The organism is Arthrobacter sp. 05T45 (assembly GCF_056395875.1).
The window spans coordinates 363,077-386,824 of the sequence record NZ_JBFTKI010000002.1; the positions used below are offsets into that span (position 1 = coordinate 363,077).

A 23,748-nucleotide genomic window follows, 5' to 3' on the forward strand; every position below is an offset into this window, starting at 1 on the left:
GGCACGCGGCATTGCCCCGGACGTCAGTGGCCAGCGGGCCGGACGCTCAGGAAGCCTTCGGCCGGATCACCAGGACAGGGCACGGGGAGTGGCTGGCCACCTGGGCGGAGACCGATCCGATGTGCAGCCCGGCGAAACCGCCGTGGCCGCGGGAGCCGACGATCACCAGGTCGGCTTCCCGTGCGGCCTCAAGTATTGCCGACGCCGCTGAGTCGTTTTTGATGGACCGGGTCACGACATTGACACCCACTGCGGATTTCGCCGCCTCGGCGCCCAGCGCTTCAGCCTGCTGCTCCGGGGAGTCCTCCGCCACGATTTCGCCTGCCGCGGTTTCCAGCATCGCCGGATACCACGCCATTGGCGCCTTGTTCCAGACAGTCAGGACCCGGAGCTCCGCACTGCGGTACCGGGCCTCTTCAACACCCCACGCCAGGGCCTCGTGGGATTGCTTCGAGCCGTCAAATCCGATCACGATCACAAAGGGATCAACTTTTTTCATGGTTCCAGACTTTCACTGCCGGTTTGCGGCGCCTAGGGGCCTCTGACCCCATCCGGGACCGGTGCCTCGCCGCGAAGGCCGTCAAGGCCGCCGCAGCGTTCAGACGATGCCACGCTTGGCGGCCGTCTTGAGCGCGTCGCGCCTGCTTACCGCCCCGAGTTTGCGGTAAATGGACCGTTCGTGGGTCTTGACCGTGTTCACGGAAATGTACAACGCCTCGGCGATTTCAGCAGCGGTCATGATGGAGCGCATGTAGGAAAGGACTTCGCGTTCGCGCTCGGTCAGGTTCCAGTAGGACTGTGCACGAAGGCGGGTCTCACCCTGTGCCTCGCGTGCCATCAGCGCTGCGATGAACGACTCGTGCGCGGTGCCCCACACAGCGTGCTCAACGAGCAGATCCGCCAATTCCTCTCTCCGTTCGGCGAAAGGACGCAGGACGGTTTCAGGCTCGGCACGAAGGACAGCATGTTCAATCCGCTCGTGTGCCGCCGCGGCATCTCCGGCTCCATGGGCCATGATCGCCTCGGTCAGGCTCAGGCAGGTGTCGATATATGAGCTGCCGCGGCGATCGGCCAGTGACTCGGCACAGCGTTGCGAAGCGGCGGTGTCACCTTCGCGGCGCAGCAACTCCGCCAGCAGCGTATCCGCCAATGCGCCGTGCCCCCCGGCACCGAGTGGTTGGACGGTCCGCAAAGCTCCGTCCCGGTCGCCCCTGGCTTCGGCAATTTTCGCCACCGCGATGGTCTCCAGGGCATTCCATGACACGGCGTACCGTCCCCGCCCGTGAAAGGACTCCAGCGCCGCACCGGAGTCGGCCAGGCGGACCAGGTCGCCGGCGGCGCAATCAACCAGGACCCGATAGATGGCGCTGAGCGGACCGGTCGGGAACAGCTCGCTGCCCAATCGCTGCGCTTTGGTGAGACAGGTCCGCGCAGCCTTCAGATCATCATTCCAGTAGCACGCGATGCCACGGGCCAGCCAGGCCGGAGCCATCCGCTGCCGCGAATTCCAACCCAGCGCCTCTCCCCGTGCCAACGCCGCCGTGCCAAGTTCGTCGGCGCTCACGAGGTCACCGGCGATGGCGTGAGCCAACGCGAGCTCGGCCTGGGCGCAGATTTCCACGGCTTCCAGCTGTTCCGGGTTGCCTGTGGCCGCCGTTGCCTGGAGCAGCGCCGTGCCAAGTTCGCCGGTGCGGTGCAGCCGGAACTCTGCCTGGGCCAGCAGGAAGAGTCCTGTCGAGAAGGAGCTGGAGCGGCCATCTCCTGAAATGTCCGTCGTCGACCGGCCGTCGTCCGTCTCGGTGTGCGGGTCCAGGCGGCCGTCGGCGGGCAGCGGCTCGTACAGCGCCCGGTAACTCTCCAGTCTCCGGCGTCGAATTGCGTCCAGCGCGAAGGTCCGCGACAGCGCCCGGTCGGTGAGCTCGGCCGCGGCGGTGCCGTCGCCGGAAAGGGCACGGCAGACCGATCGGATCATCAGGATCTCCGGATCCTCGCCCCACGGTGCGGGGAGGTCCAGGCACAGCCGTTCCAGGGTCTGCACGTCGTTTCCGAGCAGGAATTCGAGCCAATGGGCGCCGAGGGAAATCACGGCTTGCCGGGGTGCGCTTCCTTGCAGCGCCTGGGCGACGCCCTCGACGACGTCGACGTCCTGGTAGTACCTCGCCGCCACGCGGTGCAGACGCTCGGCGAGCAAAGGGTCGCGCCGCTGCAGGATGCGCCGGCACTGCGCCGCGAAGAGGGAATGCCACCGGAACATCGATTCGCCCGCACGGTATTCGTGCTCCTCGATGAAGAGCCCGTTACGGAGGCATTCCTCAAGCAGCACGCCGCCGCGGGGACGGCCTTCGAGTTCGACGGCGAGCCGGCGTCCGAGCCAGTCGCTGGTAGTGGCCCTGAGAATGAATTCGGCCAGCGACGGTTCGATCTGGTCGAGGATCTCTTCTGCGACGTAGTCGGCGAGCGGGACGTGCGTGGGCGCGGAGCCTGGCGTTGCAAGCGGCACGTTGCGGGCCTGCGCCAAGGAGACCAGGCTGGCGTGGACTGCCACAGGCCAGCCGGCAGTCATCTTCCAGAGCGACCCGGCGTCGAACGTTTGATCTTGTCCCAGCGCACTGGCGAACTGGGCAACTTCCTCCCGCGTGAAGGCCAGTTCGGCGGCGCGAAGTTCACCCAGTCCCTCGCCGTACCGGAATCGTTCGAGCTGAATGGACGTATGGCCGCGTCCCGAGAGGACCAGCCGAAGTGAGGGGGGTGCCGATGCGGCGAGCACCCCGACGATTCCGTTCGCCAGCCCCGGCCCGGCCAAATGGACGTCATCGATCACCAGGACAATCGGTTCGGTGAGGTGCTCGAGTGCCCCGAGGAGAAGGTCGTAGGAGGCCGCCCTGTCGTGGGCAAGGCTCGGGTCAAGGGCGAGGAGGGCGTCGGTTCCGGGTAACGGCAGTTTGCCCGCCGCGGACTGGATCGCCCCAACAACACCGTGAAACAGCCGCGCGGGCTGCGTGTCGAACCGGTCCAGCGACAGCCATGCGCACGGCAGAGCGCACTTGCGGACCCAATCACCCAGGAACGTGGACTTGCCGTAGCCGGCCGGGGCCGCGACGAGGGTCAGGCGGTGCGAATCTGCGGCCGCGGACAGGGCGCTTTCCAGACGTGGACGCTCCAACGCTCCGAGACCGCGCACAGGCGGGCGGATCTTGAACTGTGGGCCCGGTACCCATTCGGCTTCTAGCCTATCTCTCACATTCCACATGCTAGGTGGGGGCAAAAGGGCACCAACAGGGCGCAAAGACCCCTTGTGCGCCGCTCCTTAGTGCGAAAATACGGCGATTAGGGCGACCCGATTGCGGCACGGCACGAATTGGGTGCCCGGCTGTATCATCAGTCATGCCTATGAAGCACGGCAGCCCGACAGACCCGATTTTCCTTCATGACCTCGACAAGGCCGACCGCAGGCGGGTCATTATTTTCGCGATTGCACGTCTCATCGCATTTTCGGTTGTGGTCCTCGCCCTGTATTTCTTTATTCCCGTTGGGGGATTCAATGACGCCGATCCCGCGGCCGCCTGGATCCGCCTGGCGGGTGTCGTGCTGGTCTTTTTCGCAGTCCTGGCAATTCAATTGCGGCTGATACTCGTGGCGCATATCCCGAGGGTTCGGGCGGCCGCGGCTGTCGCCGAAACCCTGTTGATGTTTTTGTGTCTCTTCGCGCTGCTTTACACATCAATGTCGATCACATCTGCGGCGGCGTTTAGCGAGCCCCTGAGCCGAACCGATGCCCTTTACTTCACCACTTCCACGTTTGCCACCGTCGGGTTCGGGGATATTACGCCGGTAAGCCAGCTGGCGAGGGGTGTCGTGTCCGTCCAAATGATTGCCGATTTAGGTGCACTCCTATTGATCGCAAAAGTTGCGTTCTTCGCGGCCGGGCGGCGTCTGGGCGGCGAATCCTGAATCCGCCGCCGTCATCACCCAAAACGGATGACAGCGGGCCGGCCGGCTGAAATTTCGCGGGCAGGGCCGGGATTCGGTGCGCCACTTTGCACGTCCGACGCGCGGCGTCCAGCCCGTAGGGACGGCCGCGGCGGGCCCTTCCCCGGCGTGACAGATCACCCTGTGTGGGTGGGGCTGGACCGGCACGCCGAGTGAACAATGAAAATAGCCGTGAAATGCCCAGCCGCGGAACACAAGCTAAGGCGGATCCCCTCATGTCGCTGAACGATCAGCCCGCTGGCCCCGCTAGCCCGGAACAGGAAGAAATTCTGCGGTTACGGGCCGAAGTCGCCCGTCTCCAGCAGGAACGGGACACTGCCCGCAAGGCCCCGCCGAGGCCGGCCGCGCGGCATCCGGGGCTGGCCCGGCGCATTGTGGCAATCGTGCTGGTGGTTATCACCGGCCTGTTGGCCTTCGCGACAGTTCCGGCCCTTTACCTGCGCAGCGAAGTCATCGACACCGATCGCTACGTCGCCACCGTCGCACCGTTGGCCTCGGACCCTGCGATCCAGGCCGAAATCGCCGACAAGGTCACTCAACAGATCACCGACGCCGTGGATTTTCAGACCATCACGCGCGATGCCCTGAACGAGCTCGCTAAAACGGCGCCCCGCGTGGCGGCCGTGCTTACCGGGCTGGCCCCGATGCTTGCGGAGCAGACCAAAACGCTCATCCATACCGCCGTTGCCAGATTCGTGGCGACACCGCAGTTCCAGGACCTTTGGATCCAGGTGAACCGGGTGGCGCACCAGGGGCTGGTCAACCTTGCCACGGGAAGCACGGGAGGCACGGTCAGTATTGATGAGAATGGCACGGTGTCGATTTCCACGAAAGAGATCATCGCCCGGGTCAAGACTCTCCTTGTCCAGCAAGGGGTGGATATCGCCTCGAGGATCCCGGAAGTTGACGCGCAGATCGCCCTGTTCCAGTCTCCTGAACTGGTCCGTGCCACGGAAACCATCCGGACCCTGGACCGGCTCGGCCCAATACTGGCGTGGCTGACGGTGCTCAGCGCCGTGGGAGCCATTGCCGTTGCCCCCCGGGGCCGGAGACGGAGCACGACGAGCGGCGTGGGGTTGGCCGTGGCGGTGTCGATGGCGGTGCTGGCGCTGTCCCTTGTGATCGGGCGAAGTTACGTCCTGAACTCGATTCCATCGAGTGCTGTCTCCCCTGCGGCGGCCGAAAGCCTGGTCGAGGCACTCCTGGTACCGCTGCGCACCAGCCTGCGCCTTGTCTTCGTCGTCGGACTGCTGATCGCCCTGGCAGCTTTTCTGGGCGGCCACTCGCGTCCCGCGGAGTATGTCCGGCACGGGCTGGCGACGGCGGGCGACTACATCACCGGCAAGATCGGCGGTGGCCAGGCCAAGCCATGGCAGCTCTGGTTGGCCCGGTACCGGCGGATCATCGAAGCCACCGTCGTCGGCATCGCTGTGCTGGTGCTGATCTTTTGGCAGGACCCGACGGCGGCCGTCGCCATCTGGACGGCCGTCCTGGCCGTGCTGGTCATTCTCGTGGTCGAACTGCTGTGCCGGCCGGCCGTAGCCGGCGGGCTGGGCGCCGAACCCGGCGGCGGGCCGGGCGCCGAACCCGGCGGCGAGCCGGGCGTCGAGCCCGGCGGTGAGTCCAGTGTCGAGTCCGGCGGCGTGCCAGGCGGTGAGTCGGTCACGGCGGGCGGCCCTCCCGATGACACGTATCCCACGATTCCCATCCCCCGGGCGCCCGACGCCGGAGGAACCGGCGTGTGAAGGACCGGCGGGACCGGACCACCAGTTAGCGCCGCGCCAGCTGGTGCTGCGCGGCAGCGGCACTAGCCGCAGACGCTAGCCGCAGACACTAAGGGGGTCGCAGCCGCCGACGCTAGGGGGCGGTCGGCGAGAACGGGAACAGGTCCTCGCCGGCGCCGTGCACCACCACGCAGGTAGCCTCGGGTACTTCCCGCCACGCCCCGCGGAGATCCCCCAGCGGTTCGGAGACGACCAGGCGCGCGTTGTCCGCCAGGTCATGAAGCAACGGGTTGTCCGGGTACTGGACGCGAAGGGTCGCGACGTCGGTGCTGTGGAACAGCGACCGGGACTGCCGTTCACTCGAGTAGCGGAACGCCCAGGTGGTGTCGCCGTCGGTCGTGGCTACTGTCATCTGGATTGGCTGCTCGATCCCGTGGCGCCGGCCGACGTCTTCAATCAGTCCAACCGCGGCAGCTACGGCCGCCCTCGGGTCCTGCTCCAGCCCGAAGGTCAGGGCGAGGAAGAAGAAGAGCTCTGAGTCCGTGGCTCCCTCGATCAGCGGAAAGAGCGATGGCTCAACGGCTATGGCCAAGTCGCGCTTCACAGTCGGGAACTCCCGGATGAGTCCGTTGTGCATCCATAGCCAGCTGCCGTGGCGGAATGGATGGCAGTTGGTCTGTTGGACTGCCGATCCGGTCGAAGCCCGAATATGCGCGAAGACCCGGCCGGCCGACGCCTGGGCCGACAACTCGCGGAGGTTGCGGTCATTCCAGGCCGGCTCCGTGCTGTGGAACAACCCGGGATACGGTGCGGATCCGTACCAGCCCACGCCGAAGCCGTCCCCGTTGGTGGTTTCAACGCCCATTCGAGCGTGCTTGCTCTGCATCACGAGCGAGTTGGTCGGTTTGTACAACAGCTCCTCCAGTTGCACCGGCGAACCCGAATACGCTAGCCAACGACACATGGCATCCTCCCTCAGTTGTGGACAGCAGTCCATCACGGCGACGGAGCGGGCACATCATCACCCCGGGGTGATTCGGGCCGCGGGGTGGGAGGTAATGGGGTCCCACCCGTGTTCGATAGTTCCGGCGTCGCGTCCCCGCTGGTCAGCGGCGCGCCCGGCATGGAGAGCCGCGCGAAAGGATCACCCGCGGCGGGTGACGCGCAAGCGGGCCCCTCACCCAACACTGGTGGTACCTGCCAGTGATTGGGCTGCCAGGCGAAAGCCCATGGAGAGGTGAGTCCAATGTCGAATCCAAGACCAGTCCTCGCGCGAATGTCTGCGCTCGGGGCGGCGGTTGCGCTGCTCGCCGGCTGCGCCACCTCGGGACCCAGCAGCAGCCCCAGCGCGAGCCCGACGGCGAGCGTTTCACCGGTTTGCGCTGCCGCCACTGGCTTTTCAACAGCCCTGACGAATTTCAAGGACTCCCTCAAGCCAGGCGCCACGATAGGCCAGATCCAGGCGGCCCGGGATCAGGTTCGGAAGAGCTACGACGATCTGGTCAACGCGGCCAGCGACGCGGCCAAAGATCGGGTGGATGCCGTCAAAGCAGCCCAACAGAAGTTCACCTCCGCTGTGAACTCCGTTCCCGACGACGCCACCCTGACGCAGGCGGCCAACTCGCTCAAGGACGAAGCCGCGAACGTGCAGGCCGCCATCAGCGATCTCTCGAATGACGCCAAGTGCTAGCCCGGGCCTCCTGGAATGCCCGCGGTGAAACCCATTCCCATCCAAGGCTGCGTTCGTAGGCGACGCCGCACCAAGCGAAAGTAGGGAAGCCAAAATGAATTTCTTCGAGAACTTTTGGGATATTCTCTGGTGGCTGTTTATCTTCTATGCAATTATCGCCTTCCTGTATGCAGTGTTCATGGTGATCGGCGACCTCTTCCGCGACGACGAGCTCAGCGGCTGGTGGAAAGCCGTCTGGATCGTTCTTCTGGTCTTCATTCCGTTCCTGACCGTGCTGGCATACATGATTGCCCGGGGCAAGGGCATGGCGGAGCGGTCAATGGCGCGGGCCCGCAAGTCCCAGCAGGAAACCGATGCCTACATCCGCAGTGTCGCCACGGCCAGCCCCACCGAGGAGATCGCCAAAGCCAAAGCACTCATGGACGCGGGAACCATCAGTGCGGAGGAGTTTGCCCAGATCAAGAGCAAGATCGTCGTCTGACTCCGGGTTGAGGCGCGAGGAGCAGGCCTGGCCAACTCGCTATTCATGAGGCCATGAGGCTTCTAAGATATGGCTAGGCTGAACCAAGGAGGGCTCATGGAGCCGGAACCATCGGAATCCAATCGTTCGGCCCTCCCCCGCACCGTAATAATCCTGCTCGCCCTGGCCAGCGCGACGATTGCAGCGTTCGGCCTCGGCGCGATCCAGGGAATAGTCACCCCCGTCTTTTTTGCCTTCGTGCTGACGCTTTGTGTCCATCCGCTGCGCCGCTGGATGCAGGCACGGGGAATTTCCCGGGGCATCGCCACCGGGACCACTATCGCGGCTGTCTTCGGGTTGCTGACCGCCTTCGCCGCAGTCCTGATTGCCTCGCTCGCCCAGTTCTCCGCGCTGCTGCCGCAATACGCCCCCCAAATGGCCGAGTTCGGCGCCAGGGTCTCCGCGATGCTGGAATCTGTTGGATTTGGCCCGGAGCAAGCCCAGGCAGTCCTGAACGGGTTTACGCCGGGCCGCATCGTCGGGTTCCTCGGCGGCCTCCTGGGAAACGTCGCGAGCCTGGTGACCAGCCTCGTGATCATCCTGACGATGCTCATTCTTATGGCGATTGACGGTTCGCGCGTGCCGGCGCTCTTGATTCATCTGAACTATCACCGGCCGGCACTGGTTTCAGCGCTCAACGGCTTCGGAACCGGTGTGCGCCGCTACATGGTCGCCACCACGGTCCTCGGAATCGCGCAGGGGTTGTTCAACTGGCTGGTTCTGGTCATCCTGCAGATCCCCGGCGCCCTGCTCTGGGGGCTGCTGTCTTTCATCTGCAGCTTCATCCCCAACATCGGGTATTTCATCGCCATCATCCCACCGTTGTTCTTCGGCTACCTCACCGGGGGCTGGCCGACCGTCGTGGCAGTCATCATCATCTATGGCGGAATCAACAGCATCATCCAGTCGATCATCCAGCCGAAATATGTGGGCAACGCGGTGTCGCTGAGTGAGACGTTGACCTTCTTCTCCGTCCTCTTCTGGGCAGTGGTCCTGGGTCCTGTCGGCGCCGTCCTCGCCGTTCCCCTGACGCTCTTGTTCCGGACCATCCTGCTCGATTCCGACCCGACACTTTCATGGTGGCGGCCGTTGACGGGCGACAAGAAGGACCTCGAACTGCTCATCAAGGAAGAAGACAAGGCGATCCGGGCCCGCCGCGGACGACTGAAGACGGGCCGCCCGGACACCGGAAGCGGGCCGAAGGCATGACATGCCGTCGGGGTGCTGCCGGGGGAAGGTGAGGGGGGCATGCTGAGCACTCTCAGCAGCCTGGCTCTCTTCGCCCTGGCAGGGGCTCTCAGCACAGTGCCTGTCAGCGTGACGATCATGATTCTGCTCTCGCCAAGTCCGCGCCGCGGCGCCCTTCCCTTCCTGATCGGCAGCCTCGCGGGTTCGATCGTGGTCGTGGGCCTGGCGGCGGTCGGGCTGCAATTCCTGCCCGTCAAGCCGCCGCGCCTGCGTAAGGACGAATGGGTGGCACAGTTTGCCATTGTGATCGGTGCGCTTCTGGTTGCGTACGCCGTGTACCTCCTCGTGAGCAAGGGCGGCCGGGACAACGCCATGCTTGGCAAGATGAAGTCGCGGTTCCGCTCGGCCCGGCCCTGGGAATTCGTCGTCCTGGGCCTGGGCTTTAACCTTCGTCCGAAGGCGCTCCTGCTGGCCGTCACCGCCGGTGCCGTGATCGGTGTCCAGGAACTGCCGCCGCTGCCAAGCAGCCTGCTTGTCCTCGCCTACGCCGCCGTGGTCCAGTCAGCCGTCATCATTCCGGTCGCTGTGTGGCTGCGCTCCCCCGAACGGGCCCAAGTGCCGTTGACCGCCCTATACAACTGGCTGCAGCGCAATGGCCGCAGGATTGCGGCGATCGCGACGCTGACGATCGGGATCTTCCTCGTCGGCTACAGCCTTCTCCAGCTCTGATCGGGCTGCCCCGAAACCACGCACCCCGCCGGATCCCGGGGAACTCCGCTGTCAGGGGGTGCAGCCTGGACGCTCGCCGCTGTGAACTTCAGCCCAGGACGCTCCCCTCGCCGGTGCCGGCGGGCTTGGGGTCAGGGATCCGAATCATGCGGAACGAGGTGCCGAGCCCGGCGAGGCCGGCAAGGATCGGGACGAACAGTGCAATCTGGAGGGCCAGGGGCCGTGCCTCCGTGTTGATGCGGATGATTTCGTTCTGGATGTCCTCCGGCTGGCCGGCGATCTGTTCCTGGAGTTGCGCGTCGCTCATCACCTGGGCGTCGTCTTCCAGTACCGTCGCGACCTGCTGCTTGTCGTCGGGCGGGAGGACCGTGCTGGCATCCGACAAGCCGATGAAGATGGTCGAGAGCGATGCCAGCATGATGCCGCCGGCGAACGCGAGTCCGAAGGACAAGCCGAACGATCCCGCGGCCGAGTTCACGCTGGCGGCCTCGCTGACCCGCTCGTCCGAAATCGGGGACAAGGTGTAGTTGTTGAGCTGGGATACCAGCAGCCCCAGGCCAAAGCCTGAAATGATCAGCGGGATCAGCAGCCACCAGCCGGAGTCAGCTCGCGGCACGATGGGGACCAGCACCACCAAACCCGCGATCAGAAACAGAAAGCCCCAACGTATGAGGCTGGCCGGGCGCCGCCTCCCGGACCTCTTCCCGACGATCATGGCGACAGCGAACATGGTCAGCGAGAGCGGGGCGATGGACAGGCCTGACTGCATCGCGTTGTATCCGAGCACCATCTGAAGGTAGATGGGCAGCACGATCATGGTGCCGCCCAGAGCGATCTGCTGGAGCATTTGTCCCGTGGCACCAAAGCGGAAGGCTTTTGCCTGGAACAGGTCCGGATCCAGCAGTGTCGGCTTGTTGCGGCGTTTGCGCTGAAGGAGCCAGTAGACCAGGCCGCCCAGTCCGACGGCGCCCACAGCCAGGAGTGCGCCCACTGCCTCGCCGCCTTCCTGCCAGACCAGGATTCCGAGCACGACGCCGCCCATGCCGACGATGGACAGAAGTGATCCGAAGAGATCCAGTTCCCGGGGCCCGGTGTACGGCACGTCTTTGACGAGCTTGATTCCGGACAGGACGACCGCGATGATGAGGGCCTCGAGCAGGAAGGCGACGCGCCAGGACAGGAACGTGGTGAGGAAGCCGCCGAGCAGAGGCCCGACGGCGGCGGCGATCGCGGCCGACGCACCGACGAGGGCGTAGACCCGGTGCTGGGCATCTCCCTCGAAATTTCCGTGGATGAGGGACTGCATGGCGGGAAGGAGCAGCGAGGCGCCAAGGCCGCCGATCAGGGCCCAGCAGATGATCACCGGGAGGAGAGTCTGGGCCAGGGTCATCGCCACGGCGCCGACGGCGTAGCAGGAAAGCCCAATGACGTAGGCGCGCTTGCGCCCGATCAGGTCGCCGATCTTGCCGCCGATCAGGATAAAGGCCGCGGATACCAGCGCCTCGAGGGCGATTGTCGACTGGAGTCCGCTGACGGTCGCGCCTATGTCGTCCACCACCGCGGAGATCGAGACGTTCATGATCGATGTGTCGACAACCAGCACGAACATCGCCATCGCCAGCAGCAGCGCCAGCCTTTGGTTGAACTGCACCGGCGGGGTCGCGGCGTCCTTTGGAGAGTTCATCGCGGTCCGCCTCCCACACTCGATGGCTCGCTCGGGTCCACCACACAACCGGACATGTCGCCTCCTCTGGAGCAGACCGGGCAGTTCACGCATGAGCATGGTCCTGCAGGCACATCCCACCAGCGCCCACCGCAATGCGATGCTGATGCAAAGCTAGCGGTCCGGCCTCCTGACCGAATCATGCCCAGCGGGTGAGGTTGCTGCCACCTTCCGCCGGCAACGAGGCGGGGCTGCGCTCCGGTGGTGCCCGCGATGGCCTAACGTAGAAGGCTGCCCGGGTTTCGTTCCCGGGCGAAATTCACCACCCACCGCTACAGACTGACGCCCGGAGGAAATCCCAGATGCTGGAACAACTGGCAGCCTTCGTGCTGACCTGCCTGGTCGTAGTGGTGGTGCCCGGACCCGACTTTGCGCTTGTCCTCAGGAATGCCCCCCGCGGCACACGGGCGGCAACCACAGCCGCCGCCGGCATCATGGTTGGCAACACGATCCTTGCCGTACTGGCGGTGCTCGGTGTCACGGCGCTGCTGGGGGCCTCGGAAGTTGTCGGGACCGGGATCAGAATTGCCGGGGCCGCCTACCTGCTCTACCTGGGCCTGCGCGCCTTCGCTGAGGCGTTCGCCAGAAAACCCAAACCCAGCCAACCCCCGTCACCGGCAGCAGAACGCCAACGCGGCGGCAGCTCACCTTTCGTGCAAGGAATGGTAAGCAACTTGCTCAACCCTAAAGTCGCCGTCTTCTACTTGTCGCTGTTCCCGCAGTTCACTGTCGCCCCGTTGCCGCCCCTCGCCCAGCACGCGTTGATGGCGGGCATCTTCCTGCTTATCGCGTTGGCCTGGTACGTGCTGCTGCTCAGCGCGCTCAAGAAAGTGACCGGAGTCCTCGCCCGGCCCCGGACCAGCCGGGTCGTCGTCGGGAGTTCAGGCGCCGTCCTGGTCGGGGTTGGCGGCACCATCCTGACTCAGACGCTGGCCTCCGCCTAGCCGCCCGGGCACGCTCCCGCGCAGCGTTCCCGGGTGTCTAAACTCCGGATCAACCCCGGGGGCGTTGATAAGCGCCCCACACGGCGGGATGATCAGCACATGCCCGGCAACCGTCACCGAAGGAGCCCGACCGTGAGCGCCGCCATCAAGACAACCGAGAAGCTGATCATCATCGGGTCCGGTCCCGCGGGCTACACCGCGGCGATCTACGCCGCCCGGGCCGGGCTCAAGCCTCTCGTCATCGCCGGTGCGGTCACTGCCGGGGGCGCCCTCATGAACACCACGGAGGTGGAAAACTTCCCCGGTTTCCCGGGCGGCATCCAGGGCCCCGAACTGATGGACGGCCTGCAGCAGCAGGCCGAAAAGTTTGGCGCGCAGGTGGTGTTCGACGACGTCACCGAGGTCCGGCTCGCCGGGCACCTGAAGCGTGTGGTCACCGGCGCCGGGGAGAGACATGAAGCGCCCGCGGTCATCCTCGCCACGGGCTCGGCGTATAAGGAACTGGGCCTGCCGGAGGAGAAGAAGTTCAGCGGCCACGGGCTCTCCTGGTGCGCCACTTGCGACGGCTTCTTCTTCCGCGACCAGGACATCATCGTGGTCGGCGGCGGCGACTCGGCGATGGAGGAGGCCACGTTCCTGACCCGCTTCGGCAAATCGGTGACCGTGGTGGTCCGCAAGGGCGAACTGCGCGCCTCCCGGATCATGGCCCAGCGGGCCAAGGACAACCCGAAGATCAGGTTCGCCTGGAACTCCGCCGTCACCGCGATCCACGGCAACGGCAAGGTCACCGGAGTGACCCTGACCGACACCCGCACCGGCGACACCCGGCAGCAGGCCGCCACGGGCATCTTCGTCGCGATCGGGCACGTGCCCCGGACCGAGCTTTTGGCTGGCCAGATAGACCTCGATGCGGACGGCTACATCCAGGTCGGCTCCCCCACGACGGTCACCAACCTGACCGGGGTCTTCGCCTGCGGCGACGCCGTGGACCACCGCTACCGCCAGGCCATCACCGCCGCCGGCACCGGCTGCGCCGCGGCCCTGGACGCCGAACGCTTCCTGTCCGCGCTCGAGGACGCCGACAGCATCGCCACCGCGCTGGTCGAAGAACCCACGCACTCCTAGGCGAGCCTTGAAGCGGCCCATCCCGACGGCACTCTCCGGCGTCGGCACTTCCGTCGTCGGCAGACCCCGCGGTACTTACGGGTCGGTCGCCGCGCTGTCTGTTGCGGAAACTGGCCGGTCCGCAGGCTCAGCCGGCGCTGACAGCGGGGGGACAAGCAGATTAGCCTCAAGCTGGTCGGCATCGACGGCTGCGAGGTTACGGATCAGGATGATGAGCCAGGCGAAGATCAGCGACGCGGCGATCAGCTCCACTGCGGTCAGGTTGTAGTAGCCGACCGGGAACCACAGCACCGCGGCGGCCACGATGACCGCCAGGAAGAGCCACCCCAGCGCAGCGAAGGTGGCCGAGACGGACGGAACCAGCGTGCGGATGCGGACAATGAGGGACGCGAAGACCACCACCATGCCGGACGCGACCAGGGTGTGGAGCCCGAAGCGCTCATCGACGGGGAACAATCCCACGCAGGCGAGGAAGACGCCGATCAGGGCGATCCCGCCTTCGAGCAGCCTCACCCGATGCAGCGCGGACGGGGACTTAGCGGTCACCGCGAGGGTCGCCGTCGCATATCCCGCCAGCGTGGAAATGACGACGCCGGCGACGATCAGGGTGAAGTTGAACGCCACTCCGGAGACGTCGGAGCTCATGCCGAGGGCACTGAGGTTCTCCTGCCACCACAGTGGATTCTGTGCGGTGAGCATGCTCGTGAGCAGGCCGGTGACCAGGAAGCCGGCGAGGAGGGCGGCGAGCCGGTAGGCGGTCATGCTGAGCGCGGACAGGTAGGCGATATAGGCGCTGATGGCTCCCGTGGTCCCGACCAGGACAGCGGCCGCGAACGGGTAGACGACCGCACCGATGAACGCCTGCTGAAACAGCGAAAAGAGCGCCAGCCAGCCGAGCAGGAAGATGCATGCGTGCGCCAGCGCGAGTGCGGCGATATCGATGGACGTGCGGATCCGGCCTCCCCCGCGGGCCTCCGGTGCCACAGCCGGACGACGTTGCAGGCAACCGGCCACCACCGCCCCGGCGCCCACCACTGCCGTGCCGATCGAGGCAATGTCACCGACTGAACCCCGTCCGGACAACGGGACCGGTTCCCGCCCGATCAGCAGAATAGCGATGCCGCCCAGGACGAGGAAGGCGGCGCTGCCGACGAAGAGCGCCCGGGCCTCTGACGTGACGGCTGCTGGCTTGTTCGGGTTTACCATCACTCACTTCGATTCGCTGGCGTTGACGGCTCGTGCAGTTCCGCCGTCAGCGTCAGCCCCTCGTGCTCCAGCAATCTTTCGCATCCCGGGCGCTCGCACACCGGCGGTACTCCAACGCTATGGCCGCGGCGGCCCGGGGCCGTCACCCGGAACGGATGAACCCGCGCCGCCGGCCTTCGGTTTGTTGGCGCGCTGCTGGCCCGCTGCTGGCCCGCTGTTGGCCCGCCTTCGGTGGACGGAACGCACGGCCGGCGCGTGCGTCACTGACCCGCGTGCGGAACGACCAGTACGGGCCTGCCCTGCAGACGGGTCAGGGAAACGCTGACCGAGCCCTCCAGGAGCCGGCCCATCTGGGCAATCCGCCCAGGCCGCTGCCCGCCGACAATCAGCGCAGCCGCGTCCGCGCTCTGCGCCAGCCGGTCCAGGGCGTGGGCAACTTCGCCGTTCAGCACCCGGAAGGACCATGCCCCGCCGGGAGGACCGAGAATGCCCTCAAGGCAGCTGAGCAGCTGTGAGGCCGGGTATTCGGCTTCGACATTCGGGGCGGGATCCAGTGAGGTGCCATCCAGGACTCCGGCGGGCTCCCACTCCGTGAGGTAGCTCGCCGGGTCCACGAACGCGCAAATCAGGTGCACTCCCATGATCGCGGCGAGCCCGGCGGCGGCCCGTACCAGGCGCCCGTCGAATTCCCACGGCACACCGACAACCAGCGGGCCGTCCGACCATTCACCGGCCCCGGCCTGCTGAAAATCACCGGGAGTTTCCATGGGTCCTGTCAGTCGAGGCGCGCACCCGCAGGATGTCTATGCCCTGCGGGCGCAGCGGGAATCCACGCCTTCATTATGCCCACTCCCGGCCTCCCGGTCTCGCGGCCTCTCTGGGGAGTGCGGATTAGCTCGCGGCGGCGGACGTCAGAGCCTGCAACAGCGGCGTCGTCGGCCGACCGATCAGCCGGGACAGCTCGCCAGTGACGGTGGCCAGCAGGCCCGCCTCGGTGTCCGCGTCCAGGGCGGCGAGGAATCCCGCGGTGCCCGCGTCGAGGCCGGCCGCGGTCAGGACCTCAACCAGTTCCGGGGCGGAGACGGGCTGGTAGACAACTTCCCGGCCCGTGATCCGGGTGATCGCCGTCGCCAGTTCCTTGAAGTCCCAGGCGTAGTCGCCGGAGAGTTCGTACGTGCGGCCCTCGTGCCCGGTGGAGCTGAGCACCGCCGCGGCCGCGGCCGCGTAGTCAGCCCGCGTCGCGCTGGCCACCCGGCCGTCACCGGCAGCGGCCACGACGGCGCCCGTCTGCTTGGCCGTCGCCACGGTCTGGGCGTAGTTCTCGGTGTACCAGCCGTTGCGCAGGATGGTGTTGTCGAGTCCCGACGCGCGGATGAGCTCCTCTGTTGCCTTGTGCTCGGGCGCCAGGATCAGTTCGGTGGTGTCCGCGGCCAGGACGGATGTGTAGGCGATGAACCCGACGCCGGCGGCCCTGGCCGCGTCGATGACGTTGCCGTGCTGCGCCACCCGGGAGCCCACCTCGCTTCCGGAAACCAGCAGGAGCCTGTCAACGCCCGTGAGCGCAGCCTCGAGAGCCGCGGGATCGGAATAGTCCGCGACGCGCACCTGGACGCCACGTGCAACCAGCTCCCGGGCTTTCGCGGCGTCGCGCACGATGGCCACCAGCGAATCCGGTTCCTGGCTGGTGAGCAGTTCATCGAGGACCAGCCTGCCCAGCTGTCCTGTCGCACCCGTTACTGCAATCGTCATGTTGTGCTCCTCATCAGTGGTCAAGCCACGTCACGTTATGGTTGGCCGGCGATCCGGCACTGGCGGGCATAACCGGACCCCGGTCCGGTTCATTCCCCTTGTTACGTTGTGCGACCGCTACGTCAGGGTCCACGACCGCTTGGACAACCCGAACCAGAACCCGTCGATTGCTGTCCTGGCCTGGATGTCTCCCGAGCCGTACGCAGCCCCGAGGGCAACATAGAGCGGAGCCCAATGCTCGCTGCGGGGGTGCGCTTCCCGGGCGGCGGGTGCCTTGTTCAGGAAGTCGAGGATGGAGTCGACATCGCCGCGGGCCATGGCCTCCTCCGCCCAGTGGTCGAATTCGCTGGAGGCCGCGGGAGGGGCGGAGTCCGGTCCCCCGGCGGGATTGAACCAGCGCAGGTTGTGCGTCGTGAATCCCGATCCGACAATCAGCGTGCCCCGCTCCCGCAAGGGCCCCAGCGACATGCCGAGGTCGAACAACCCCTGAGGATCAAGCGTCGGCATGGACATCTGCAGGACCGGCACGTCGGCGTCGGGGTACATCTCCTTCAGCGGAACGTAGGCGCCATGGTCGAGCCCGCGGCTTTCATCGCGCTCCACGTGGTGGCCGTGGCCGGCGACGAGCTTCTCGACTTCGGCAGCCAGCTCGGGCGCCTGCGGGGCGTCATAGGCCACCTCGTAGTACTTTTGCGGGAAGCCGCCGAAGTCGTAGACCAGGCCCGGATCCCGCCCGGTTGCACTGAGCGTCACGGGGGCGTTTTCCCAGTGGGCGGAGACCATGAGGATGTCCCGGGGCTTGCCGAAGGTGCCGGACCAGTCGTGGAGTTCGCGGGTCCACGTGGAGTCGTCGGCCAGCGGCGGTGCGCCATGGCTGAGGAAGAGAACCGGGGGGCGGTCAGTGGTCTGAGTCATGGGATCATCCTAATCCATTTTGATTGAAGCTTCAAGCTTTCGGTCAGAACGAGGGCACACTGAACCCCAGACCCAGAAGGCCCCGGCCCGCCTGCTCGAGAACCGGATCCCGCGTCAGCGCCGCATGGTTCATCAGGACATTGACGTCGCGCTGGATCCGCTGGAGCGGATGCGACAGCCGGTGCACGCCCCCGCCGGATCCCAGCATGATCACCCGAACCGCCTCGGCCGACGCCTCGCCGCTCAGGGCGAGGGACAGCCGGTACTGCCCGCGGTCCGGCTCCGTCATGGTCGAAGGCCCGCGCGCATGGGCGGCAGAGACCACCCGGACCGCCTCCTGCCAGTGCAGCCGCGCGGTGGCCACCAGCCCGAAGGCGTGCGCATACCGGACTTGCGCGAGCGGGGAGTCCGCCTGGCGGCTCTCCACGGTGTGCTTGACCTTCCGGACCAGAACCAGCTCGCGGAACAGGTCGAGCGCGTATTCGGCAGACCCCAGGGCAGCGGCCGGGGCCACCATGTTCAGCAGCGCGCCCATGGGGGTATGGATCAGCGGATCCGCGTGGAGCAGGCTCCCCGGATTGGTTTCCGCGCCCAGGAGTTCCCAGTCCAGAGTTCGATGCTCCGGGACGAACAGGTTCCCTGCCCGAATGTCGTTGCTCCCGGTACCCCTCAGGCCGGCCGTCTGCCACACGTCGAGGAGCTCGACGTCGGCCAGCGGCACCAGGCACTGGAGGCGCACGTCGCCGTGCTGCGCGGCGAGCAGCGCCCACTGGGCATGCATGACCCCGGAGGCAAAGGTCCACCGGCCCGAGATGGAATAGCCTCCCGGCACTTTCCTGGCCACTCCAGCCGGCGCCCCGGTAGCGGCCGCCAAGGGAGCCGGTCCGTTCGCAAAGACCTCGTCCTGCGCCTCCCGCGGCCACCGCGCGAGCATCCAGACATGTTCGATCAGATGGCCGGCACTCCACGCCGTGGAGGCGCACCCCCGGGCAAGCCGGCGCACCACCTCCACATAGGTTTCCAGGCCCATGCCGAATCCGCCGACCCCCTTCGGGGAAAGCATGTGGAAGATTTCGGCCGCGTGCAGCTCCTCCATGGTGGCGTCCGGAATGCGCCGGAGCTCCTCGGTTTCCGCGGCCCGCTCGCGCAGGCCGGGCACGAGCCCCTGGACCCGGGCGAGCATGTCGTCATGGGTCGGGACGGCCGCCGCCGCCCGGGCACCGGCCCGGGACGCAGCCCCGACGTCGCCAGGGGCACCGCCGGGCGCACCGGCGACGGGTCCGGCGTCGGACGGGAGCACGAGCGTGTGGCCGGTATGGTCGCGTTTTGCGGCCAGGTACCGAAGATTGGCCGCCGAGGCATGGACGCCGGTGGCGACCTGCCCGGACACTTCGAGGCCGAGGCCGGTCAGCTGGGCTGCCTTGTCCGGGTTGTTGCTGAGCAGCCGCAGCGTGCCGGTACCCATTGCCCCCAGCATCTGGGCCGCCGCCGTGTAGTCCCGCTCGTCTTCGCCGTGGCCCAGGGCCAGATTCGCGGCGTAGGTGTCCAGGCCGCCATCCTGCAGTGCGTAGGCGTCAAGCTTCGAATACAGGCCGATGCCGCGGCCTTCCTGGCGGAGGTAGAGCAGGAAGCCCCCCTCGGCGGCAATCCGCTCCACGGCCTCCCGCAGCTGCGGGCCACAATCGCACCGCTGGCTCCCGAATACGTCGCCGGTGAGGCACTCGCTGTGCAGCCGCACCAGCGGTCCGGCACCGCCTCGCGCCGCGCCCTGCAGCGCCTCCTCCCACTCGCCGAGGGCCAGCAGCAGGTGCTCCTTGCCGTCGGTGAGCCCGCTGAAGGTCAGCACTTCGGCAACGGCTTCGAACCCGTCCGGGAAGCGCAGTGGCACGAAGACGCGGCTGCGCACGGCGGCCGAAGGTGCTGCGGCCTTCGGCGTTGCAGTGGTTTCTGGCGCAAGGGTCATCTCGGGTCCTCAGGTATGGGGCAACAGGTGCTGATGTTGGCGGGGCGGAGCCGTCATGCCAGTCGGCTTCGAGCGACACGGTCCTTCCGGCCACATTTACTTGAACCTTAAAGTTATAGGACCGGGTGGCAGGTGATGCAAGCGATGACCCCGCATGACGGCCGGGCGGGCGCGTCGGCGCGCACCGGCCCGGATTGGCAACCAGCCGGTGCCATCATGAGGGCGTGACTATCCCGAAAACCATCCTGTTGTTCGTCCTCGCCGCCGTTGCCGAAATAGGTGGGGCCTGGCTCGTCTGGCAGTCCGTCCGCGAGGGCCGGGCCTGGTGGTGGGCCGGGCTGGGTGTCGTGGCGCTGGGCATCTACGGCTTTGCCGCGACTTTGCAGCCGGACGCACACTTCGGGCGTATTCTCGCCGCGTACGGCGGCGTGTTCGTGGCCGGTTCACTGGCCTGGGGCATGATCTTCGACGGCTTCCGGCCCGACCGGTGGGACGTCCTGGGTTCGGTGATCTGCCTGTTCGGGGTCGCCGTTATCATGTTCGCGCCCCGCGAGGCCGGATGACCGCCGCTGTCCCTAGGAAAGGATCCAGTAACCATGACCCGATTCGTGATTGGCCCGGACGTTGCCCTTCATCTTGCCCTCGAAAGGTCGGCGGTTTCAGACGATCACCAGCTGCTGGCACCGACGCTCCTCCGCTCGCAGGTGCTCTCGCTCCTGTACCAGTCAGTCCGGCGCGGCGACGTGACGCGGGCCGATGCCAATCGTCAGCTCGACTACATCCGGGGCCTTCGCATCCGGCTCCTCGGCGACCGCGTCCTGCAACGCACCGCGTGGAGCCTCGCCGAGGAACTTGGCTGGGATGACACCCTCGACGCCGAATACGTGGCCCTGGCCCGGCTTCAGGCAGACGCCTTTGTGACGCTCGACGCCGGGCTCGCCCGCTCCGTGCAGGGCCTCGTGACGCTCGCGGCACCTGAGGCGCTGCTCACTCCGCCATAGGGCGGCGGCGGCCGACTACCGCCCGGCGGTGCGTTCGAGCACCTGGCCGAGGATCCGCGCGCCTTCCCTGAAAGCACCCGGATTGGGTCCGGCGAAGTTCAGCCGGATGAACGGTCCGGCCGGTTCGGCCGGGAACCACTCGGTACCGGCCGCGATGATGACCCCCGCGGCCTCGCAGTCCCCGACGAACTGGTCGACGTCGGTCCCGTCGGGAAGGCGGGCCCAGAGATTGAGTCCGCCCGTGGGCACGTGCTCCACGTGGGCCAGCGGGGCAAGTTCCCGCAGGCTGCTGAGCATGAGATCACGGCGGGACTGGAGCTGCAGCCGCAGTCCGCGCAGGTGCGTCTGCCATCCCGGCTGCGTCACGACGTCGAGGGCGGCCGCCTGGAGAACACCGCTGACATACATCGATTCGGCTCCCCGGTCGGCCAAAATGCGCTCACGCGCCGGGCCGCGGGCGATCACCGCGGCAATGCGTATGGCCGGGGACACGCTCTTGGTCAGCGAGCGGAGGTAGACGACGTGGCCGGAATCGTCGAGGCTGGCAACGGGCACGGAATCGGTGGTGATGCCGAAATCATGTGCCCAGTCATCCTCCACCAGGAATGCACCGTGTTCGCGCACCACGTCGAGCACCTGCTCGCGCAGACGGGCCGGCCATTGCGCGCCAGTGGGATTGGCATAGTTCGGCTGTGCGTAGAACAGCCGCGCGCCGGTCTCGCCAAAGGCGCGGGCCAGGTCCTCGGGGTCCGGGCCTTCGGGACCGCTGGGTACCGGAACAACCCGGACACCGGACTGCGCCGCAGCCCGGAGCGCCCCCCAGTAGGTCGGGGATTCCACCAGCAGCGGCTGCCCGCTGCCGACCAGCGCCCGGAACACGGAACTGAGCCCGCCCTGGCTCCCCGGGAGTACGATCACGTCGCGCGGCGTTGGCGGGGCGACGCCGGCCCCAGTGGCAGCCCGGAGCTCGTGCGCGAACCAGGATTGCAGCTCGGGCAGGCCCGCTGCAGGCGGACGTGACAGGGCAGCCTCACCCCGGGCAGCCCGGGTCAGGGCCGCCCTGACCAGCCGCTCGGGCAGCAGTTCCCGGTCCGGATAGCCTGAATGGAAGGCGATGACATCATTTGGGGCGCTGCGCATCGCAGTGGAGACGGGGCGGAGCGGCGCCCGGGGCGATCCCAGCGCCGTCGTCTGCCAGCCGTAGTCCGCGGGCCGGGCTGTTCGAACGGCCCGCACGAACGTCCCGACGCCGGGGCGGCTCTCGATCAGGCCCTGCGCGGAGAGGGTCCGCAGGACCTTTTGCACGGTCACGGGGCTGGCCTGGTACTCGGCGACCAGGGAACGCGTGGAAGGCAGCCGCGCGCCCGGCGCGGCGGCCGCAATCCATTCCCGGAGCCGCGCCGCCATCTGCGAAGTGCTATCGTAAGACATGAAAGACAATAGTAGCGCTACTCAGGGAATCGATCAACCGTTATCGTCCCGGCCGGCAGCCGGACTGTGGTGGGGATTCGTCGGCGTCGCCGCATTCTCCTTCACTCTGCCGTTCACCCGGGTGGCGGTTGCGGGGTTGTCTCCGTTGTTCATCGGATCGGGCCGGGCTGTTGTTGCGACCGTTCTCGCCGCGTTCGCCCTCACTTTGACCCGGCAGCGCCTGCCCCGGGGCGCCCAGTGGGCGCGTATTGCGGTGGTCGCCGGCGGGGTGGTGGTCGGATTCCCGCTGCTGACCTCCTTCGCCCTCACCTCGGTTCCCGCCAGCCACGGCGCGGTTGTTATTGCGCTGCTCCCCGCGGCGACCGCAACGATGGCGGTCATCCGCGGCCATGAACGGCCGCCCAGGCCTTTCTGGGTGATCACCGGCGCGGGCGCAGTGGCGGCGATTGGTTTCGCCTCTGCGCAGTCCGGCGGCATCGGGCAACTGCAATTGGCCGACCTGCTGCTGTTCGGCGCCGTCCTCTCGGCGGCAATCGGCTACGCCGAAGGCGGCCTGCTGGCCCGCGAACTCGGGTCGTGGCAGACCGTCTCCTGGGCCCTCGTTCTGTCCTCGCCGCTCATGGCCGGCATCGCGGCGTTCTCTATGGCCAGCCAGCCTCCCTCTGCTACTCCGGTGCAGTGGGCGGCCTTCGCATACTTGGGCGTCGTGAGCATGTTTTTCGGCTTCTTCGCCTGGTACCGCGGCCTGGCCATCGGACCCATGGCGCAGGTCAGCCAGATCCAACTCGTCCAGCCGGTCTTGAGCATCTGCTGGGCCGGGCTCATACTGGGCGAAGACTTGACCTGGGCGACCATCATCGGCGGCACGGCGGTCATCCTCTGTGCCGGCCTGGCCGTCCGCTCCCGGCCAAGTGCGGCGAGGGCGGCGGGAAGCAATCCGTTCGTGCTGGACAGCCCGAAGGACAACGCGAGGGCACTGTGACAGTGAAACAATCCGGCTGATCTGATCACCTGCCCCGCCCCCGAAGCCTCCCAGCCCCAGACCGATCCGCGATCCGAATGGAAGTTCCGTGTACATCCCCGCACATTTCGCCGCCGGCCCCGATGCAGTCCGTCATCTGCTCACGCGCCCGTCCGCGGCCAACCTGGTCACCGCCACCGCGAAGGGCATGCTTGCCACGCTGTTGCCCTTCGTCTTCGACCCCTCGGCCGGTGAGCACGGCGCCCTGCACGCGCATCTGGCCCGCAACAACCCCCAATGGTCTGAACCCGCCCTCGGCGAATCGCTCGCCATTATCCAGGGCGCGGACGCCTACATCTCGCCGCGGTGGTACGCGTCCAAGGCGGAGCACGGACGCGTGGTTCCCACCTGGAACTACTCCACGGCCCACGTGTACGGCACCCTGGTCATCCACGACGATCCCGCCTGGCTCGCCAGCCATGTGAGGCGGCTGAGCAACCACAACGAGGCCGGCTCCGAGCTGCCCTGGACTGTCGAGGATGCCCCGGAGCGCTACATTGCCGGCCAGCTGCGCGCGATCGTCGGCGTCGAGCTTCTCATCACGCGGATCGAGGCGAAGCAGAAACTCAGCCAGAACCGGCCCGACGCCGATGTTGACGGTGTGGTGGCCGGGCTGCGGGCCCGCGGTGACCTGGCAAGCGCCGCGGACGTCGAGAACGCACGTGAGGGCCGCGAGCAGATTCACTGCCCGCACTCCGACTCCCCGGCCGGTCCTGCTTCCTGATCCTGGCACCGGCTGCGCCTGCATCCTGATGGCCGACCCGGCACCTGGGCCCGGCCCGGCCGTTTCGCTAGGTTTTCGCTACGAATTCGGGCCGGCGCCGCGGAA

At 67.0% G+C, this 23,748-nt stretch carries 22 protein-coding genes; 12 read left to right on the plus strand and 10 right to left on the minus strand.

The features are described from left to right. Window positions 1-46 precede the first annotated feature (46 nt). Window positions 47-499 carry a universal stress protein gene (locus AC1DGD_RS04295; protein WP_476849536.1) on the minus strand — a complete coding sequence of 151 codons (453 nt, stop codon included), beginning with the start codon at window positions 497-499 and terminating at the stop codon, window positions 47-49. 99 nt (window positions 500-598) lie between these two features. Beyond that, window positions 599-3,241: a helix-turn-helix transcriptional regulator gene (locus tag AC1DGD_RS04300; RefSeq protein ID WP_476856004.1), complete on the minus strand. Its 2,643-nt coding sequence runs from the start codon at window positions 3,239-3,241 to the stop codon at window positions 599-601. Between the two features lie 149 nt (window positions 3,242-3,390). Between AC1DGD_RS04300 and AC1DGD_RS04305 the strand changes: the two genes are divergently transcribed. Both AC1DGD_RS04305 and AC1DGD_RS04310 read left to right on the plus strand, forming a co-directional pair. Continuing rightward, entirely contained in the window at window positions 3,391-3,951 is a 561-nt protein-coding gene (locus AC1DGD_RS04305) for a potassium channel family protein (RefSeq protein WP_243177831.1), read from the plus strand. Between the two features lie 254 nt (window positions 3,952-4,205). Continuing rightward, window positions 4,206-5,735: a hypothetical protein gene (locus AC1DGD_RS04310; protein WP_476856005.1), complete on the plus strand. Its 1,530-nt coding sequence runs from the start codon at window positions 4,206-4,208 to the stop codon at window positions 5,733-5,735. 112 nt (window positions 5,736-5,847) lie between these two features. Here the strand turns inward: AC1DGD_RS04310 and AC1DGD_RS04315 are convergent, their stop codons facing one another. After that, entirely contained in the window at window positions 5,848-6,678 is an 831-nt protein-coding gene (locus AC1DGD_RS04315) for a class II glutamine amidotransferase (RefSeq protein ID WP_476856006.1), read from the minus strand. 312 nt (window positions 6,679-6,990) lie between these two features. On the opposite strand from AC1DGD_RS04315, the gene AC1DGD_RS04320 reads away from it, so the two are divergent. The 4 genes from AC1DGD_RS04320 (at window position 6,991) to AC1DGD_RS04335 (ending at window position 9,841) form a co-directional block, all read left to right on the plus strand. Continuing rightward, entirely contained in the window at window positions 6,991-7,404 is a 414-nt protein-coding gene (locus AC1DGD_RS04320) for a hypothetical protein (RefSeq protein ID WP_028276752.1), read from the plus strand. 94 nt (window positions 7,405-7,498) lie between these two features. Beyond that, complete coding sequence (locus AC1DGD_RS04325; RefSeq protein ID WP_230010772.1) at window positions 7,499-7,885, plus strand: SHOCT domain-containing protein; 387 nt, start codon at window positions 7,499-7,501, stop codon at window positions 7,883-7,885. 96 nt (window positions 7,886-7,981) lie between these two features. Next, window positions 7,982-9,133, plus strand: coding sequence for an AI-2E family transporter (locus AC1DGD_RS04330; RefSeq protein ID WP_476856007.1), 1,152 nt, complete (start codon window positions 7,982-7,984; stop codon window positions 9,131-9,133). Window positions 9,134-9,172: 39 nt separating this feature from the next. Beyond that, complete coding sequence (locus AC1DGD_RS04335; protein ID WP_476856008.1) at window positions 9,173-9,841, plus strand: GAP family protein; 669 nt, start codon at window positions 9,173-9,175, stop codon at window positions 9,839-9,841. 88 nt (window positions 9,842-9,929) lie between these two features. Here the strand turns inward: AC1DGD_RS04335 and AC1DGD_RS04340 are convergent, their stop codons facing one another. Further along, a complete protein-coding gene (locus AC1DGD_RS04340; RefSeq protein ID WP_476856009.1) occupies window positions 9,930-11,525 on the minus strand; it encodes an MFS transporter in 1,596 nt (531 codons plus the stop codon). Window positions 11,526-11,866: 341 nt separating this feature from the next. On the opposite strand from AC1DGD_RS04340, the gene AC1DGD_RS04345 reads away from it, so the two are divergent. After that, complete coding sequence (locus AC1DGD_RS04345) at window positions 11,867-12,508, plus strand: LysE family translocator (protein ID WP_476856010.1); 642 nt, start codon at window positions 11,867-11,869, stop codon at window positions 12,506-12,508. Window positions 12,509-12,607: 99 nt separating this feature from the next. Beyond that, window positions 12,608-13,633, plus strand: a complete 1,026-nt coding sequence (trxB, locus tag AC1DGD_RS04350; protein WP_476856011.1) for a thioredoxin-disulfide reductase — start codon at window positions 12,608-12,610, stop codon at window positions 13,631-13,633. A 75-nt stretch (window positions 13,634-13,708) separates the two neighbouring features. On the opposite strand, the gene AC1DGD_RS04355 is transcribed toward trxB, so the two are convergent. From AC1DGD_RS04355 to ribA, 5 genes are all read right to left on the minus strand, one after another. After that, complete coding sequence (locus AC1DGD_RS04355; RefSeq protein ID WP_476856012.1) at window positions 13,709-14,842, minus strand: hypothetical protein; 1,134 nt, start codon at window positions 14,840-14,842, stop codon at window positions 13,709-13,711. Between the two features lie 257 nt (window positions 14,843-15,099). Further along, window positions 15,100-15,606, minus strand: a complete 507-nt coding sequence (locus AC1DGD_RS04360; protein ID WP_223916985.1) for a universal stress protein — start codon at window positions 15,604-15,606, stop codon at window positions 15,100-15,102. A 124-nt stretch (window positions 15,607-15,730) separates the two neighbouring features. Next, on the minus strand, window positions 15,731-16,588 hold the full coding sequence (locus tag AC1DGD_RS04365; protein WP_476849526.1) for an SDR family oxidoreductase: 858 nt from the start codon (window positions 16,586-16,588) through the stop codon (window positions 15,731-15,733). Window positions 16,589-16,705: 117 nt separating this feature from the next. After that, window positions 16,706-17,503 carry a dioxygenase family protein gene (locus AC1DGD_RS04370; protein ID WP_476856013.1) on the minus strand — a complete coding sequence of 266 codons (798 nt, stop codon included), beginning with the start codon at window positions 17,501-17,503 and terminating at the stop codon, window positions 16,706-16,708. A 43-nt stretch (window positions 17,504-17,546) separates the two neighbouring features. Then, complete coding sequence (gene ribA, locus AC1DGD_RS04375) at window positions 17,547-19,466, minus strand: GTP cyclohydrolase II RibA (protein ID WP_476856014.1); 1,920 nt, start codon at window positions 19,464-19,466, stop codon at window positions 17,547-17,549. A gap of 224 nt (window positions 19,467-19,690) precedes the next feature. Between ribA and AC1DGD_RS04380 the strand changes: the two genes are divergently transcribed. After that, window positions 19,691-20,029: a YnfA family protein gene (locus AC1DGD_RS04380; protein WP_028276742.1), complete on the plus strand. Its 339-nt coding sequence runs from the start codon at window positions 19,691-19,693 to the stop codon at window positions 20,027-20,029. 33 nt (window positions 20,030-20,062) lie between these two features. Next, entirely contained in the window at window positions 20,063-20,467 is a 405-nt protein-coding gene (locus AC1DGD_RS04385; protein ID WP_476856015.1) for a type II toxin-antitoxin system VapC family toxin, read from the plus strand. 15 nt (window positions 20,468-20,482) lie between these two features. Here AC1DGD_RS04385 and AC1DGD_RS04390 read toward each other — a convergent pair whose 3' ends face one another. After that, the gene (locus tag AC1DGD_RS04390) at window positions 20,483-21,898 is read right to left on the minus strand and encodes an aminotransferase-like domain-containing protein (RefSeq protein WP_476856016.1); all 1,416 of its coding nucleotides are present in this window, start codon (window positions 21,896-21,898) and stop codon (window positions 20,483-20,485) included. On the opposite strand from AC1DGD_RS04390, the gene AC1DGD_RS04395 reads away from it, so the two are divergent. Together AC1DGD_RS04395 and AC1DGD_RS04400 are read left to right on the plus strand one after the other, a co-directional pair. Next, the gene (locus tag AC1DGD_RS04395; RefSeq protein WP_476849523.1) at window positions 21,897-22,880 is read left to right on the plus strand and encodes a DMT family transporter; all 984 of its coding nucleotides are present in this window, start codon (window positions 21,897-21,899) and stop codon (window positions 22,878-22,880) included. The genes AC1DGD_RS04390 and AC1DGD_RS04395 overlap by 2 nt on opposite strands. A gap of 88 nt (window positions 22,881-22,968) precedes the next feature. Further along, complete coding sequence (locus tag AC1DGD_RS04400) at window positions 22,969-23,643, plus strand: FMN-binding negative transcriptional regulator (RefSeq protein ID WP_476856017.1); 675 nt, start codon at window positions 22,969-22,971, stop codon at window positions 23,641-23,643. Window positions 23,644-23,748: the final 105 nt, after the last annotated feature.